14 protein-coding genes are annotated in these 15858 nt (G+C 70.0%); all 14 read right to left on the reverse strand.

What is annotated here, in order from left to right; all coding sequences use genetic code 11:
* Position 1 precedes the first annotated feature (1 nt).
* The 14 genes from OG285_RS00180 to OG285_RS00245 all read right to left on the reverse strand — a co-directional run bounded on the left by OG285_RS00180 (position 2) and on the right by OG285_RS00245 (position 15595).
* Positions 2–2089 (reverse strand): molybdopterin oxidoreductase family protein, encoded by a 2088-nt coding sequence (locus OG285_RS00180; protein WP_371789742.1) that lies wholly within the window; start codon positions 2087–2089, stop codon positions 2–4.
* Positions 2082–3461, reverse strand: coding sequence for an MFS transporter (locus OG285_RS00185; RefSeq protein ID WP_371789743.1), 1380 nt, complete (start codon positions 3459–3461; stop codon positions 2082–2084). The genes OG285_RS00180 and OG285_RS00185 overlap by 8 nt, the downstream gene beginning before the upstream one ends.
* A gap of 141 nt (positions 3462–3602) precedes the next feature.
* Positions 3603–4136 carry an NADPH-dependent FMN reductase gene (gene ssuE, locus OG285_RS00190; RefSeq protein WP_356833067.1) on the reverse strand — a complete coding sequence of 178 codons (534 nt, stop codon included), beginning with the start codon at positions 4134–4136 and terminating at the stop codon, positions 3603–3605.
* Between the two features lie 141 nt (positions 4137–4277).
* A complete protein-coding gene (locus tag OG285_RS00195; protein WP_356833065.1) occupies positions 4278–5132 on the reverse strand; it encodes a hypothetical protein in 855 nt (284 codons plus the stop codon).
* 1 nt (position 5133) lies between these two features.
* Positions 5134–5964, reverse strand: a complete 831-nt coding sequence (locus OG285_RS00200) for a thioesterase II family protein (RefSeq protein WP_371789744.1) — start codon at positions 5962–5964, stop codon at positions 5134–5136.
* A 72-nt stretch (positions 5965–6036) separates the two neighbouring features.
* Complete coding sequence (locus tag OG285_RS00205; RefSeq protein WP_356833061.1) at positions 6037–6270, reverse strand: acyl carrier protein; 234 nt, start codon at positions 6268–6270, stop codon at positions 6037–6039.
* Positions 6270–6821: a GAF domain-containing protein gene (locus tag OG285_RS00210; protein WP_356833059.1), complete on the reverse strand. Its 552-nt coding sequence runs from the start codon at positions 6819–6821 to the stop codon at positions 6270–6272. The genes OG285_RS00205 and OG285_RS00210 overlap by 1 nt, the downstream gene beginning before the upstream one ends.
* A gap of 173 nt (positions 6822–6994) precedes the next feature.
* The gene (locus tag OG285_RS00215; protein WP_371789745.1) at positions 6995–8227 is read right to left on the reverse strand and encodes an acyl-CoA dehydrogenase family protein; all 1233 of its coding nucleotides are present in this window, start codon (positions 8225–8227) and stop codon (positions 6995–6997) included.
* Positions 8227–9951, reverse strand: coding sequence for an amino acid adenylation domain-containing protein (locus tag OG285_RS00220; protein WP_371789746.1), 1725 nt, complete (start codon positions 9949–9951; stop codon positions 8227–8229). The genes OG285_RS00215 and OG285_RS00220 overlap by 1 nt, the downstream gene beginning before the upstream one ends.
* A complete protein-coding gene (gene sbnB, locus OG285_RS00225) occupies positions 9948–11003 on the reverse strand; it encodes a 2,3-diaminopropionate biosynthesis protein SbnB (protein WP_371789747.1) in 1056 nt (351 codons plus the stop codon). Before sbnB ends, OG285_RS00220 begins: the two co-directional genes overlap by 4 nt.
* Positions 11000–11971 (reverse strand): 2,3-diaminopropionate biosynthesis protein SbnA, encoded by a 972-nt coding sequence (sbnA, locus tag OG285_RS00230; protein ID WP_356833053.1) that lies wholly within the window; start codon positions 11969–11971, stop codon positions 11000–11002. The genes sbnB and sbnA overlap by 4 nt, the downstream gene beginning before the upstream one ends.
* A gap of 680 nt (positions 11972–12651) precedes the next feature.
* Entirely contained in the window at positions 12652–13503 is an 852-nt protein-coding gene (locus tag OG285_RS00235) for a BTAD domain-containing putative transcriptional regulator (protein WP_371789748.1), read from the reverse strand.
* Positions 13504–14094: 591 nt separating this feature from the next.
* The gene (locus tag OG285_RS00240) at positions 14095–14418 is read right to left on the reverse strand and encodes a hypothetical protein (protein ID WP_356833051.1); all 324 of its coding nucleotides are present in this window, start codon (positions 14416–14418) and stop codon (positions 14095–14097) included.
* Positions 14381–15595 carry an MFS transporter gene (locus OG285_RS00245; RefSeq protein WP_371789749.1) on the reverse strand — a complete coding sequence of 405 codons (1215 nt, stop codon included), beginning with the start codon at positions 15593–15595 and terminating at the stop codon, positions 14381–14383. Before OG285_RS00245 ends, OG285_RS00240 begins: the two co-directional genes overlap by 38 nt.
* Positions 15596–15858: the final 263 nt, after the last annotated feature.

Raw genomic sequence — 15858 nt, forward strand, 5'->3', positions numbered from 1 at the left:
GTCACTCCGGGAGGAATTCGAGCCGGACAGCGCTTGTCTTGAACTCGGGCATTCCGCTGCGCGGGTCGAGGGTGGGGTGGGTGAAGAGGTTGGCGCTCGCGTCACCGGCGAAGTGGAAGGGCACGAAGACGGTGTCGGTACGCATCGTGGGGTCGAGTGTGACCCGGACCGTTGTGCTTCCCCGGGCCGATGTGACCCGGGCGAGGCAGCGGTCGGCGAGCCCGCAGCGCTTCGCGGTGTCCGGGTGGACCTGGACGAATGCCTCGGGCACGGTGTCGTTGAGGTCCGCGACCCGGCGGGTCTGCGCTCCCGACTGGTAGTGGGGCAGGACGCGGCCGGTGGTGGCGTGCAGCGGGTACTCGGACCGGCTTTCGCGGACGGGTTCGTGCTGCTGTGCCTCGGTGAACCGGGCGCGGTGGTCGGGGTGGGCGAAGCGTTCCAGGAAGAGCCGGGGTGTGCCGGGGTGCGGGGTCCCGGTCTCCGGGCAGGGCCAGTGCAGTGCCTCCCCGGAGTCGAGGCGCTCGTAGGAGATGCCGGAGTAGTCGGCAGGACCGCCCTGTGAGGCGCGGCGCAGTTCCTCGAACACCTCGCGGGGCTCGGTCGGGTAGCGGTGGAAGGGCTCGCCCAGTCGCACGGCGAGTCCGTGGAGCACGTCCAGGTCGCTGCGCACCTGTGCCGGAGGTTTCAGCAGGGCGCGACGGCGCAGGACACGGCCCTCCAGGCTGGTCATGGTGCCCTCCTCCTCGGCCCACTGGGTGACGGGCAGGACGACGTCGGCCATGCGGGCCGTCTCGGAAGGCACGAAGTCGGCGACCACCAACAGGTCGAGTGAGCGCAGGCGTTGGGCGATGTGCGAGGAGTGCGGCGCCGAAACGGCCGGGTTGGAGCCGAAGACGAGCAGCGCCCGCGGTCCGTCGTCCCGGCCCAGTGCGTCGAGCAGGGTGTAGGCGGTGCGCCCGGGGCCTGGCAGATCCTGCGGGCGCACGCCCCAGACTCCGGCGACGTGGGCGCGCGCGGCGGGGTCGGTCAGTGACCTGTATCCGGGGAGCTGGTCGGCCTTCTGGCCGTGTTCCCGGCCGCCCTGGCCGTTGCCCTGGCCGGTCAGGCAGCCGTACCCGCTGTGCGGGGTGCCGGGCAGGCCGAGGGCCAGGGCGAGGTTGATGAACGCGGCGGCCGTGTCGGTGCCCTGCCGGTGCTGTTCGACCCCGCGCCCGGTCAGTACATAGGTGTTCGGTGCCGCGGCCAGCAGCCGCACCGCCTCGCGCAGCGTTTCGGCGGGTACGCCCGTGACGCTCTCGACCCGCTCCGGCCACCAGGCCATGGCCTGCCGGGCGACGGCTTCGAAGCCCTGGGTGCGAAGGCGTATGTAGTCCCGGTCGATCCGTGCGTCCACGATCGCGATGTGCAGCAGTCCGAGGGCCAGCGGCAGATCGGTGCCGGGGACGGGCTGGAGATGGAGCGCGGCGCGCTGCGCGGTGGCGGTCCGCCGGGGGTCGACGACGACGAGGTCGGCCGATTCGAGGTGCTGCATGAGCGGGGGCATGGTCTCGGCGACGTTCGCGCCGGCCAGCAGCACGGTCCGGGCCTGTCGCAGGTCCGTGACGGGGAAGGGCAGCCCCCGGTCGATACCGAAGGCGGCGTTGCCCGCCACCGCGGCGGAGGACATGCAGAACCGGCCGTTGTAGTCGATCTGGCTGGTGCCCAGTGCGAGCCGGGCGAACTTGCCCAGCAGATACGCCTTCTCGTTGGTCAGGCCGCCCCCGCCGAACACGGCCACCGCGTCCGGGCCGTGCTCGGCGCGCAACTCCCGCAGCCGGGCGGCCACGGCGTCGAGTGCGGTCGGCCAGGACGCTCCGGTCAGTTCGCCGTCCGGGCGTCGTACCAGGGGCCGGGTCAGGCGGTCGGTGGTGGTCAGCAGTTGCGGGGCGGTCCAGCCCTTGCGGCACAGCTTTCCCCTGTTGACCGGGAAGCCGGTGGGCGCCACCTCGACGGCCGCGGCCTCGCCGCCGGTGAGACGCGTACCGCACTGCAGGGCGCAGTACGGGCAGTGCGTCTCCACCTGCGGCAGGCCGGCCGGTTCCTCAGACACGCCTGGTCTCCCTGGTGCGGTCGGCCGGGGACGGCCGCTCGTGCGGGGAGCTCCTGCGCAGATACACCGCACGGAGCACGACCATGCACAGGGCGTAGTAGCAGAGGAAGGTGAGGAAGGCGGGGGTCCCCGAGCCGGAGTCACCGGAGTAGGACACCTTGAACGCGAGGTTGATGGCCGCGCCGCCCAGCGCACCGGCGGCGCCGGCGATCGCGATGACCGAGCCGGAGAGCCTGCGGGCCCGGGCGAAGGCCCGGGTGGCGTCGAGCCCGTCGGTGATCTGCTTCTCGGCCTTGGCGGCGAAGAGCGCCGGGATCATCTTGTACGTGGAGCCGTTGCCGAGGCCGCTGAGTACGAACAGAACGATGAAGCAGGCGACGAACAGCGGGAACGACTTGGCGTGGGCGGCGAGGACGAGCCCGAGTGTGCCCGCCGCCATGCCCAGGAAGTTCCAGAAGGTGACCCGGGCGCCGCCCAGCAGGTCGGCGAGGCGGCCACCGAGCGGCCGGGAGCAGGAGCCGAGGAGCGGACCGAGGAAGGTGTATCCGACGGCCTCGACAGGGGTGGCGCCGAACTCGCTCTGCAGGACGAGGCCGAAGGCGAATCCGTAGCCGATGAACGACCCGAAAGTGCCGATGTACAGAAGGCAGAGGTACCAGGTGTCGCGGTCGCGGACCGCCTGCCGGTGGGCACCGGCCGCGCCGCGCACGGCGGCGACGTTGTCCATGGTGCGCCCCGCCAGCCAGGCGGCGGCCGCGATGAGCGGCACGTAGACGGCGGCGACGTAGGCGGGATGGTCCATGCCCGCCGCCGCGATGACGGCCAGCCCGACGAGCTGGACCGCGGCGACTCCCAGGTTGCCGCCCCCGGCGTTGAGTCCGAGGGCCCAGCCCTGGTGGCGCCGCGGGTAGAGGGCGGTGATGTTCGTCATCGAGGACGCGAAGGTGCCGCCGCCCACGCCCGCGGTGGCTCCGATGAGCAGGTACACCCACAGGGGTGTGCCGGGGCGGCCCACGAAGTACAGGGCCAGACCGGCCGGGACGAGCAGGATGAGAGTGGCGAACACGGTCCAGTCGCGGCCGCCGTAGCGGGTGACGGCGTGGCCGTAGGGCAGCCGGAGCAGCGCGCCGACCACGGTGGGGACCGCGACCAGCAGGAACTTCTCCCCCGCGTCCAGGCCGAAGCCGGTCCGCGGGGACATGAACAGCACGAGTACGGACCACAGGGTCCAGACCGAGAAGCCCACGTGCTCGGTGATGACGGATGCGATGAGGTTGCGCCGGGCGAGTCGGCGGCCGTCGCGTTCCCAGGCCTCGGTGTCCTCCGGATGCCAGTCCGTGAGCCACTTCTTCTGCACTGCTTTGTCCACCATCTTCGCTGGTACTCCGATGTGTTGGGGGTGTGAGCGAGGTGCGGTCCGTTCGGGTCGCATCGGCGCACGGGCGGAGCGAAGACCGGCTCGTGGGACGCGTCGGTGGCGTGGTGGGCCGGGGGTGCGCGGCAGGCGCGGGGCTCAGGCGGCTGCGACCAGGGCCTTGCGGAACTCCTCGATCACGCTGTCCAGCAGCTCGGTGCTCCGCGGGTCGATGCGCGGATGTCCGTCACCGGTTTCGAGGTGCTTGTCGAGGAGGAAGAAGCTCTGCACGACATGGCGGGCGCCCAGTGAGTGCACCACCGGGCGCAGGGCGTAGTCGAGGACCAGGACATGCGCGGTGCTGCCGCCGGTGGCCAGCGGCAGTACGGCTTTGTGGGCGAAGCCGTACTGCGGCAGCACATCGAGGAAGGTCTTGAGCAGGCCGGAGAAGCTCGCCTTGTACGTCGGTGTGGCCAGCACGATGCCATCGGCGTGGGCCACCTGTGCCAGCGCCCGGGCGATGGCCGGGTCGGTGATGTCGGCGTGCAGCAGCGGAGCGGGGGGCAGCGTACGGACCTTCAGGTGCTCGACGTGCCACTCGCGCTCGGCGAGCCGGCGCGCCACGAGGTCGCCCACGAGTTCGGTCTTGGAGGTCGGGGATGGGCTGCCGGAGATCACCAGCACGTTGGACACGGGCCCCCCTCGGGAGGGTTGGGATGGCGTCGGGGCCGCCCGGCCCCGACGGCCGCCCGGTGTGCGGGCAGCCGTGGGGCCGTGCGTGGGACGGCGGAGCAGAGGGGCGGAGTCCGGCCGGGGCGCGGACTCCGCCCGTGCTCAGGCCGGCCAGCCGAAGGAGCTGACCACGTCGCGCTCGCGCTGCGGCTCGGGGTCGTTGAAGACGAAGCACCGGGTGTTGCTGACGCTGCCGCCCTCGGCCTGTGCGGTCGAGAAGATCACGACCGGCTTGGGTGTGCCCTCCCGGGTCACGAAGTTGGCCCGGAAGTTGATGATCGGCGAGTCCTCGTCCCAGCGGGAGAGGAAGTCGTCCAGCAGGCCCTGGTTCTCGTAGATCCGGCGGATGTGGCCGCCGACGTACTCGGAGGGTTGCGCGCTGTACTCCACGAGCGCCACGTCGGCCGGGTTGGCCTGCATGACCTGTCCGTCGACGCCGATCAGGTGGATGGCCACCGGGGCGACCTCGTAGAACTCCCGCAGGATGTCCTCCCGTTCGGCGGTGGGTGCCAGGCCCGGGTGCGGCTGGGTGTCCACCGCGCTGATCCACTGCTTCGCGTCGGAGGTCGGGTCCTCGGTGCTGGTGTCGGCGATCGGCAGGCGCTCGCCGATGTCGGGGCGGCTCACCCAGTGGATGCGCCGGGTGTCGCCGCTGCCGGTGGCCACGGCGTTGACCCGGGCGGCGCGCCCGCCGGTTCCCTGGTAGGTGACGGCGACGTGCTCGAAGCGGTCCTCCTTGTCCAGGCGGGCCAGGAGTGCGGTGAGACCGTCCTTCGTCCCGTCGACGAGGATCCGGTCGCGCAGGTGGCCGGCCTCACCGCCCATGAGAACGGACTGCGCCTTGTTGTGCAGGAGAACGGTGCCGGATCCGTCGGTCACCGTGATTCCCACGGAACTGTTGCCGATGACGTCGATCAGCTGCTCGATCGAGGGGGCGTTGTGCTGGTCCGCTGTCATGTCATACTCCCGTGTCGTCGTGATGCTGGGCGTGGTGCGGTTCTCTGGTGCGTTCCACGATGTGGCCGATCGCCGCCGCGACCTCATCGGGAGCGGAGCGGTAGTAGTCGTGGCCGCCGCGGAAGGTGAAGGTCTCCAGGCAGGGGCCGCTGGTGTGGTTCTTCCAGTCCTCCATTTCGTGGGGGCGTGCGAAGGGGTCGGCGCTCGGGCAGAAAAGTGCGAGGGGCGCACGGACCGGCTGCGGTACGACACGGTGCCGGCGTCTCATCCGCAGGTCGTCGGTCAGCCAGGCGTCCTTGTCCTCCGCGCGGCCCGCACCGCCCTGCTCGCCGCGCAGCGCCTCGAAGGCGTTCGCGATGAGCATCCGGGGGGCGCTGCCCGGCTGGCGGGCGGCGGAGACGCACAGGCTCGCGACCCGGGGCGAGGCGCGGGCCTCGCAGCGGGCGACGAGTTCGTGGGCGAACAGGGCGCCGAGGCTGTGTCCGAAGAAGTGCAGCCGGCCTTCGAGCGACAGGGCGAGGAGGTCGGCGTCCCAGCGGTCCACGCAGGCCGCCACGGCGGTGGGCGCCGTGTCGTGGGCCAGCCGCCCGCGGCCGGGCATCTCGCAGTGGACCGCCGCCACGCTGTCCGGCAGGCATGACGCCACCGGGAGGTACGGCGTGGTGACGCTGCCCGCCGGGGGCAGGAAGACCACGATGTCGTCGGCCCCGCGCGGATCGCCCCGTACGAGGACACTCGATGTCGCGCCGTCCGGAGCCGAGTTGCGGATTGACGTGTCGTCAGGAGACGGGTCAGGAGTCGTGTTTCGAGGAGACGTGTTGCCAGCAGACATGGTGCGTCACGGCCTTCCGCACGGTGGCCCGGTTGACGGTGGTCCGGTTACTGAAGGTTCACAGTGGTCCGGTTACTGGAGAAGGAAGTTCTTCTCGATGTCCTTGAGGGTCCGGAAGGAGTCGAGGTCGACAGCGTCGGACTCCAGCATCTGCCCGCGCAGGTCCTCGACATGGAGGACGAGCTCCACGAACTGGAGCGAGTCGACGATGCGCGACTCGATGATGTCGGTCTCGGGGTCCAGCTCGGTCAGCTCCGGATTGCGCTCCAGGATCCAGGACCGTACGTCTTCCCACGTCGCACCCATCACCCCTCCTCGCGGTGGGTGGCGAAGGCGTTGAACGCCGCAACCTTGTCGGCCACTTCGGTGGTGAGCGCCACGTCGCCGGGGCTGAAGGCGCCCCGGCGGTGCTTGTCCCCGCGTACGAGGACGAGGTGGCCGCCGCGCACACCCCGGTAGTCGAGCGGGAGGGCGAGCGCCGAGCCCGCGTTCCACTGGCGCAGCAGATCCAGATGGTGGGGGTCTGCCTTCTTGACGAGCGCCTCGTGCGTGCTGATGACGAGCGGCTCCGCGCCGCGTTCCTCGGCCAGGGCGCGCAGTTCCTCAAGGGCGGCGGAGAACTCGGTGGGCGACTGCACCACCAGCTGGGAGTGCGTCGCCAGGGCTCCCAGCGAGGCCCCGGAGGCGAGGAAGGGTACGCACGCCTTGGCCACGGCCGGGACGACGTCCTTGAGCGCCGTCGTCTTCTGCACGGTGGCACTGACGTGGGCGAGGAATCCGAGTGCCTCCTCCGCGGCCTTGCGGCCGGCGATGTAGCGCAGCGCGGTGTTCATGTTCTCGGAACTCTTGTCGGGCATGACGGGTCCTCGCAGGAAGGAGACGGATGGCGGTGTGGCGGCCGGGGCAGTGCTGATCGCCACGGTGCCCGGGCTAGATGTGCGGCTGGCCGGTACGGGGCGCCTCGCACTCCCCGGGCTGTTCAGGCAGGGAGCTCGGGCGGGTGCTCAGGCAGACGGTTGGGCAAGGGGGTTCAGGCCAGCCGCACGTCGGGGTCGAGCAGGCACAGCTGTCCGTCCGCGAGGTGCAGGCGGTCGTTGCTGTAGTTCAGCGGGGCCGAGCGCAGATCGCGCAGACACTTCTCCAGGCGGGTCGGTGAGTCCTGGAGATAGCCGTGCCGGAGTCCGACGGCGTCGACCAGGTCCTCGACGGCGGCGTGGCACTGCTCGGCTGCGGTGATCTTCAGATTGTTCAGCAGCAGCTGGCTGCCGGTGCCCGACAGGTCCTCGCCGCCGGCGATCAGGGCCTCGGTACGGCGCAGCAGGGCATGGACCGTGTCGAGGCGCTGGCGGGACCGCGACAGCCGGGTCATGAGCAGTTCGGAGTGCAGGTCGAACCGGGCGCGGCTGACGGGGTCGCGCAGCAGCCGCAGGACCCGGGACAGCGCGCCGCTCGCGGTGCCCAGCCATGCGGCGGACCAGCCGAGGTGGGCGAGCGGTCCGAAGACCGACTGGGCGATGTGGTGGAACCCCCCGTGCTCGCCGAGAAGTTGATGGGACGGGACGCTGCCGGTGAGTTTCACCGGCAGGCTGTGGCTGGCCCGCATTCCCATGGGGCACCACTCCCCTTCGGCCTCCACCTTCAGCTGGCTCCGGTGGGCGTAGACGAGGGAGACCTGGTGGTCGGCGGTCGCCTCCGGGCTGCGCATGGTGATGAGGAAGCCGTCCGCGACGGTCCCGCCGGTCACGATCGGCGCGCTGCGCTCGATGTCCAGCGTTCCGCCGGTCTCGTGCAGCGGGGCGTAGGACCTGAACAGGTGGCCGCCCTTGCCCGTCTCGGTGGTCACCGATGCCAGGTACAGCTCCCCGGAAGCCAGCAGTGGCAGCAGTTCCTCGCGCAGCGGGGACTTCGCGTACCGCACGACCGCCTCGGACTGCTGGCAGTGCATCGCGAAGATCATCGCCACGGACATGTCGGTGCGTCCCAGGAGCATGCTGACGTCGACCAGGTCGGTGACCGTGCCTCCGAGTCCGCCGTCGGCCTTCGGTACGAGCAGACCGAGCAGGCCCGTGGTGCGCATCCGCGTGAGGGCGTCCACGGGGAACACCGCGTCCCGTTCGGTGTCCTGGAGGTGCTCCTCGGCGGTACGGGCCACCTCGGCGGCCAGGGCGAGCGGGGTGGTGTCGCCGCCGGTCCGGGGCTCCCGGCCCGGGTGCGGTGCTGTCGGGGTGGCGGTGGCTGGTGTGCTGCCGGTTGCCGCGTTCATCACGCCTCCTTCTTGGTACGAGGGGGATCCATCCGCAGGCTGTGGTGGTTCACCTTTCCGTTGTGGGTCAGGGGCAGTGCGTCCCACTTGCGCCAGCGGCGCGGCACCATCGCGGCGGGGAGCGCCTCGCTGAGCGCCTGCCGCAGCTCCTTCTCGTCCACCGGGGTGTGCAGGCTGTAGTGGGCACTCAGTTCGGTGCGCTCGCCCTCTCCGGCGACGATGACGGCGCACTGCTGGACGGCGGGGTGCCGGCTCAGGACGGCTTCGATCTCGTCGAGTTCCATTCGTACGCCCGCGACCTTGACCTGCCGGTCCGCGCGGCCCAGGTAGTACACCAGCCCCTCTTCGAAGCGGGCGAGGTCACCGGTGCGGTAGAGCCGTCCGGTCGGCGAGGACGGATCGAAGGGGTCCAGGAAGAACGCCTGGCCGGTGGTGTCGGGGTCGTTCAGATATCCCCGCCCCACCCCTGCCCCGCCGACGAACAGCTCGCCGCTCTCCTCGGGCTCGGCCGCGCGCCACCTGCCGTCCGGGCCCTGGGTGAGCAGGTACAGCGCGGTGTTGGCGACCGGGGAGCCGATCGGCAGACGGGGCCGGCCTAGGTCGGCGTGCGTCACGACGTGGTGGGTGACGTCGTCGGAGCACTCGGTGGGGCCGTAGGCGTTGACCACGGACACGTGCGGAAGCGTGGTCAGGACGCGTTCCGCGACGGCGGGGTACAGCTCCTCACCGGTGGAGAGCAGCCAGCGCAGTGTGCGCAGTCCGCCGGTGTTCCGGCGCTTGACGTCGCCGACGAGCCAGCCGACGACGGTCGGCACCAGTTCGACGACGGTGACACCCGTGGTTTCGAGGGCGTCGTTGAGCCAGTGCGGCAGCCGCATCGTGGCGTCGCGCAGGACCACCAGGCGGCCGCCGACCAGCAGCGGGCAGAGCATCTGCCAGATCGCGATGTCGAAGACGAGAGGTGCGGTGAACGCCACCGCGTCGTCCGGCCCCAGCGACAGGTCGGTGATCTTGGCCCACAGGTGGTTCAGCATGCCGCTGTGCTCGATGGTGGCGCCCTTGGGCCGGCCGGTGGTGCCCGAGGTGAAGATGGTGTAGCGGACTTCGCGGGAGCGGTCGGCTCCTCGGGTGTCCTGGAGTTCGGCCGGCCCGGTGTCCGGGAGTTCGCCGTGCGCCCGGTGGTCCGGACCCTCGTCGGTACGGTGCTCCGCCAGCGCAAGGACACCGACCCGGGCGGCCGTGGCGGCCGAGCGGGCGGCATGGGCCGGCTCCTCCGCGGGGCAGTAGTCGAGCAGCAGGGCGGCGCGGCTGCGTTCCAGTACGTCCCGGACCCGGATCTGCGGCCAGCTCGGGTCGATGGGCAGATACGAGGCGCCCAGGCTTTCGAGCGCCAGAAAGACCACCGGGGTGTCGGAACTGCGGTGGCCGACGGCGGCCACCGCCTGCCCTGCCCGTACACCGGCGTCCAGCAGAGCCTTGCGTACGGCGGCGACCTGTCCCAGCAGGGCCCGATAGGTCAGCGTCCGCTCGCCGTCGGCCACGGCGGGGCGGTCCGGTTCCCGCTTCGCGTGATCCATGACGTGATCGATGACGGCGGTGGCCCAGTCGGTCGCCAGGGTGTGGCGCAGGGCGAGAGCGCCTGCCCGGTCCACCGCGCCCCGGGCCAGCGGGAGTTCGGCGCTCACTTCGGTCGTGGTTCCGGCGGGCTGCGATGTCGTGGTCACCGCGTCACCGTCCCCGGAGCGCTGTGCCGGTCGAGGTCGTGGAAGAACCCGTGCACGGGCTGGAGTTCGCCCGCGTCGAGGGCCCGGGCGTACACGTGGGCGCCGACCGTCAGGTCGAGGACTCCGAGGCCGAACGGGGAGAACACCACGGTCCGGTCGGCGGGCACGCTCAGGGCGCCGGTGAGGACGTCGTACAGCGTGCCGTTCAGGAACTCCCGTCCCCCGGTGAGCTGTTCGGCGAGGTGGACCGAGGTGTTGGCCTTCAGTACGTGCTCGACGTCGTCGACGACGTTGAATCCGTCGAGGATGACGTCGGTTCCGAGGTCGCGCAGGGAGACGTGCAGGACCAGGGGGTGGTGCGCGAACCAGGATGTGTCCGTGAGGTGCGGAGCCGCCGCCGTGGTGGCACAGACGATCACGTCGCAGGACCGGACCAGTTCCTCGGCGGAGTCGTGCACGCGGACCGGGGTGCCGTCGGTGACCTCGGTGAGGTGTTCGGCGAAGCCCTGGGCGTACTGCGGTGACAGGTCGTGGACGGCGTACTCCTCCGGCCGCCAGTCCAGGGCGCCGAGGTAGGAGTGCAGATAGCGGGCGATGAGGCCGGTGCCCAGGTAGCCCACCCTCCGGGGGGCGGGGCGCCCCGCGCTGAGGGCGCGTGCGGCGACCGCGGCCGAAGCGGCGGTGCGCACGGCGCTGATGATCGAGCTCTCCAGGCAGGCGTATGGGTAGCCGGTCACCGGGTCGTTGAGGATCAGGACCGCGGACGCGCGCGGCAGGCCCCGGTCGAGGTTGGCCGGGAAGCTGGAGATCCACTTGAGGCCGTCGACCGGACGGCTCCCGCCGACCGAGGCGGGCAGAGCGATGATGCGGGCGGTGGGCCGGTCGGCGAAGCGCAGGAAGTACGAGGGCGGGTTGACCGTCTGCCCGTCACCGTGCAGGCGGTAGCCCTTCTCGACCAGTTCGAGCAACTCGCTCTGCCGGCCGTCGAGCATCCGGTGCACGGTGCTGCCGGGGACGACGCAGAAATCGGGTGTGGAGGCCTCGCTGCTCAAAACGTCTCCAGAATGGTCGTGAGGTCGCTGTGGCCGTAGTGCTGGGTGACCCAGGTGTCGTTGTAGATGGTGTTGATGTAGCGCTCCCCGAGGTCGGGGGCGATGGCCACCGCTGTACGCGGGGTGCCGAGACGCTGCGCGAACCACTGCGAGGCGGCGGTGACCACCGTTCCCGACGAGCCGCCGAGGAGAATCCCGCGGGCGGCGAGCCTGCGGCAGGTGTGGATGGTGTCGATCTCGTGGATACGGATCACATCGTCGACGATCCCGGGGTCGATCAGCGGCATGGGAGCACTGGCACCGAGCCCGGGTATGTGCCGCGGCCCACGGGTTCCGGCGAAGCTGACCGAGCCGACGCTGTCCACGGCGATGATGCGCACCTGCGGCCGGTGTTCACGGAAGTAGCGGGCGCAGCCCATGAGCGTGCCCCCGGTACCGGTTCCGATGAACAGGGTGTCCAGGTCGGGAAAGTCCTTGGCGATCAACGCGGCGGTGCTCTCGTAGTGCGCCATCCAATTCGCCGGATTCTCGTACTGGTTGAGCCATACGCAGGTGGGATCCTCCTGGCAGCGCCGCCTCACGTATTCCTTACGGGCCGCCAGGTACCCGCCCGAGCTGTCGGGTTCATCGACAATGACGACTTCGGCGCCCAGCACGCGGATGAGATCCACCGTGGTCGGATTGCAGTTCGGGTCGGTGACGCAGACGAATTTCAGCCCTTTGGATGCCGCGATGACAGCCAGCGCCACACCGAGATTCCCCGAAGAGGACTCGATCAGAGTGGAGTCGCGGGTGATGACGTTGTCCTGTTCCGCCGTGCCGACCATCCGCGCGGCGGGCTGCATCTTGATCGAGCCTGCGAAGTTGAATCCTTCACATTTGAGATGCAGAGGAATATCGAGGCTGGAACGCAGATCGATGTAGATATCGCTGTCGAGTAGTTCGTGAGCCGCGGTGATGACGGTCATGCGCTGTGTTCACTTCCGTTCATCCACACGGACCGTGGATGGTCCGTGCTGGGCGAGGCGTGGTGGTCGAACAGGCCCGGTTCGGATCGCGGACCGGTGGTCGTCGGTCCGGCGCCGCAGCCGACGCCGGCGGATCTGCTTCCAGCCGGGGCCGGAGAACGGCCCGCACGGAAGGATCCGTCGTGGCGAGTGGGCACAGGCACACATCAGAAATCCCGGAGTGGGGCTCAACGACGCCACACACAGTGACTTCCGTTCTTTCGTGCCCAAGCCTCACCGACGCCGCTCAACAGGTGACACAAGAAGCGTTCGAGATCTGGCCTAGACACCGCTGGGCACCACGGAACGGGGCGACGCACCAGGCACCGGCCACGCGCACAACCGGTCCGGAGCCGGTCGCCCACCAGGTACTTCCCGCCCCCGCTCCGGGCAGCACTTCGCCCCGCCGGGCAGAGGCCCGACGGGGCGAAGGGGCAGAACTCGCACGAACGTGTCGGCGCGCGGACCGGTTTCCCCGGGTCCCGGAGACGACCGGACACCCGGCCGCGACAGCACCGTAGCAAGAGGGTGAACTTCACTGACTGTGACAGAAGCAGGTAAGGGCCGACTGCCGGGGCGCCCCCGGCTTCAGCCGTCGCCGGCCATTACGGAGCCTGCCCCGCCACGCCGGATCACCGGGCTCATGCAGCTGGATGGCGTGAGCCGTATGCACCGGATGCGCCGGGCACCGGCTGTCCGGCGCCGAAACCCGCTGTCGGTGACGATGCCCCGACAGCACCGTGCGTCCCGTCGGCGTGCGAGTTGAGTATCGTCTGCTGCAACTGTTGCAGAGGATGTCCCGGCTCGATGCCCATCTCGTTCACGAGCCGGTCGCGCAGCCCGCTGAACTCCTTCAACGCCTGGACACGGCGGCCGTTGAGCGCCAGGGTCCGCATGTACTGGGCGTGCAGACCCTCGTGGAAGGGATGCTCGCTGGTGAGAGAGGCGAGTTCCGCGATCGTCTCCTGATACCTGCCCACGGCGATCTTGGCCTCCACCAGCGCCTGAACAGCGTCGAGGCGGGACTCCTCGATCAGCAGCCGCCGTGAACGCAGCACCGGACCGGTCAGCACATCGGCGAACGCGTCACCCCGCCACAGGTGCAGCGCACGGTCGAGGATCTGGATCCCCTTGTGCGCCTGCCCCTCTCTGATCGCACTCTTGCCCTGGCCGACCAGGTGCCTGAACTCCAGCCAGTCGAGCTCTCCGGCGGCGTTCTTGAACACGTATCCCCCGGTCTGCGTGACGAGCACCTCACGCGTGATCCGGTACGCGGAGGACCCGGTGACGAGGGACAGCTGTTTACGGGAGTTCAGCACGTACGTCTGGAGCGTGCGCAGAGCACTCGCAGGAGGGCACTCGGGCCACAACTCCCGCATCAGTGTGGGAACCGGGACCACCTGGTCGCTGTGGACCAGCAGCATGGCCAGGACGGTACGGATCTTCGGAGAAGCGGTGACAGTCTGCTCCGACGCACCCGCCGTGATACGCAAAGGGCCCAGCAGTCCGCACCGCAGAAGTATCCGTTCCTTCCCCTTTCCATGACTGGATTCGTGACCTGATTCGTGACTGGATTGCGCGTCCTGCGTCCGGTTCCGGTCTGCTGGGCACACATTCATGCGCACGCTTCCCCCTCGTCCGGCCAGTCACGCCCGCACCCGCTCAGCCGGTCCGGCGAGATGTCCGAGCGTCGACGGCCGCTCACACATTAGGCACCGAATTGAGATCGTAACCAGAATGAAATCTGGCCTCATGGCCGGAATGTGCCAGTGGACTGCCCCGGAACGGACACCAGAACACCGCCCACCAGACACGACATACAGAACGAGCCGCGAAGAAAGCAGACAGATCCACAACCGGTTCATCGACTCTTCATCAGCCGCAGGACTGAAATCGGCCTGCCGGGCAGGGCACCCGGGCCATGACACCCCATTGGTTCCGGCTGTTTTCGGAAACGTCCCGTGGCGGAACCGCAGACCCCGGTACCCCGGCCGACGGGCGGGGGGGGTACCGGGGCGGGTGGGGCGGGCACCGGGCGAGGGGGGCGCCCGGTGCCCGCCCTGCGAGAGGGGCCGCAGCGGTGACTACGCGTGCGGCTGAGGCCCCTGGGGATCGGGGGCGTCGGACGGCCCGATGAAGGCCTCCAGTTCACCCCGGCGCAGCACTACCATCGCGTCGCACACGCACCGGCAGTAGTCGATCTCCCCGTCGGAGGTGGTGTGATGGGAGACCAGCCGCCACTGGGGGTCCCGCAGCGCCGCCCGGCAGCCCCACTGGGTCAGGGGGCAGATCTCCTGCGACGAGGAGCCCACCGGGCTCTGCCCATGGTCCGACGGTACGGTCGGCCAGGGATCGGAGTCGCAGAGGCGCTCATCGGCGATCGGGCTGGACGGGTAGAGGTTCGTCATCCTTGGTGTCTCCCGTCTGTGGCACCGTCAGTGACGGCGCGGGCAGGGCCGGTTCGGGCAGGGTGCGCAGCAGGAACCAGCTCACCACCGGCAGCACCACCAGCGGAGCCAGCGCGGTACGAAGGGACGTCGCGTCGGCGACGGCGCCGATGAGCGGACTGGCGAGACCACCGATGCTCACGGTCAGGCCGAGGGTGATCCCGCTGGCCGTGCCGACCCGGGAAGGCAAGTAGTCCTGGCCGAGGGTGACCTGGAGCGAGAACGGCACATAGAGCCCGGCGGAGGCCAGCGCCACGAACAGATAGAGCACCGGGCCCGGGACCGCCACGATCCCCGCCACGGCGACCGCCGTCGCGAGATAGGACCAGCGCGCCACCGTCACCCGGTCCCACCGGTTGGCCAGGTTGCCGCCCAGCACGGAACCCACCGCGCCGCCCAGGTAGAGCACGAACAGTGCGGCGGTGCCCGCCGATGTGCTGCCCCCCATGCGCTGCTTGGCATAGAGCGAGATGAAGGTGCTCAGCCCGATGAAGACGATGGAACGGCAGACCACCACGAGCGAGAGCTTCACGAACGAAGTGCGGTCATCAGGACCGGCCTTCGCCGCCGCGGCGGCACGACCCGCCCCCGCCCTGCCCAGCGCCCGCAACGCCGGCAGACAGAGCACACTGCCGACCACGGCCGGAATCACCAGCAGCGGCGAGAGCCGCAGGCCACCGGTGACCACGACGGCCGACACCATGAGCGGCGCCACCGCGAACCCGAGATTGCCGCCGAGGGAGAACCACGCCATACCGCTGTGGCTGCCGCCACTGGCCAGCCGCGCGACACGGGCCGACTCGGGGTGGTAGGCCGCCACACCGAGCCCCGAGAGCGCCACGAACACCAATGTCAGCTTGTAGGAATCACTCACACCGCTGAGCGCGATCCCGACCCCGCCGAGCAACGTGCTCACCGGCAGCAGCCACGGCATCGCCCACTTGTCGGTGAGCAGACCGAACACAGGCTGAGCCACCGACGACAGCAGGGACGCGGCGAGGACGATCCCGGACACGGCGGCATAGCTGTAGGCACGCTCGGCGACGAAGAACGGCACGAGCGCCGCTACCGCCCCTTGGTACACATCCACACAGGCATGGCCGACAGACAACAGAGGGATCAACTTATTCCTGGACACATCTCCATGCTCGGCATCCCGCGCCTGTCGCACTTCCAATAATCTGCCAACTGATGCCGGAAAACCGCCACCCCAATCACCACCCCCGAGAAACCGGACCCCAGAGGACCGGCTTCGCACCTGCACCGTCCGGCGACGGGACTGCAGCGGCCGTCCCTGCGGTCGGTCCGCGCCCCGCGGCCGGACAGGGGCACGTGGTCGGGCGCTTACCCGAGAGGTAATTGCCGGGCAGCTGCGACGGCCCAGAGAATGATGATCCCCGC

The organism is Streptomyces sp. NBC_01471 (assembly GCF_041438865.1).
In the GTDB taxonomy this organism is placed as follows: Bacteria; Actinomycetota; Actinomycetes; order Streptomycetales; family Streptomycetaceae; genus Streptomyces.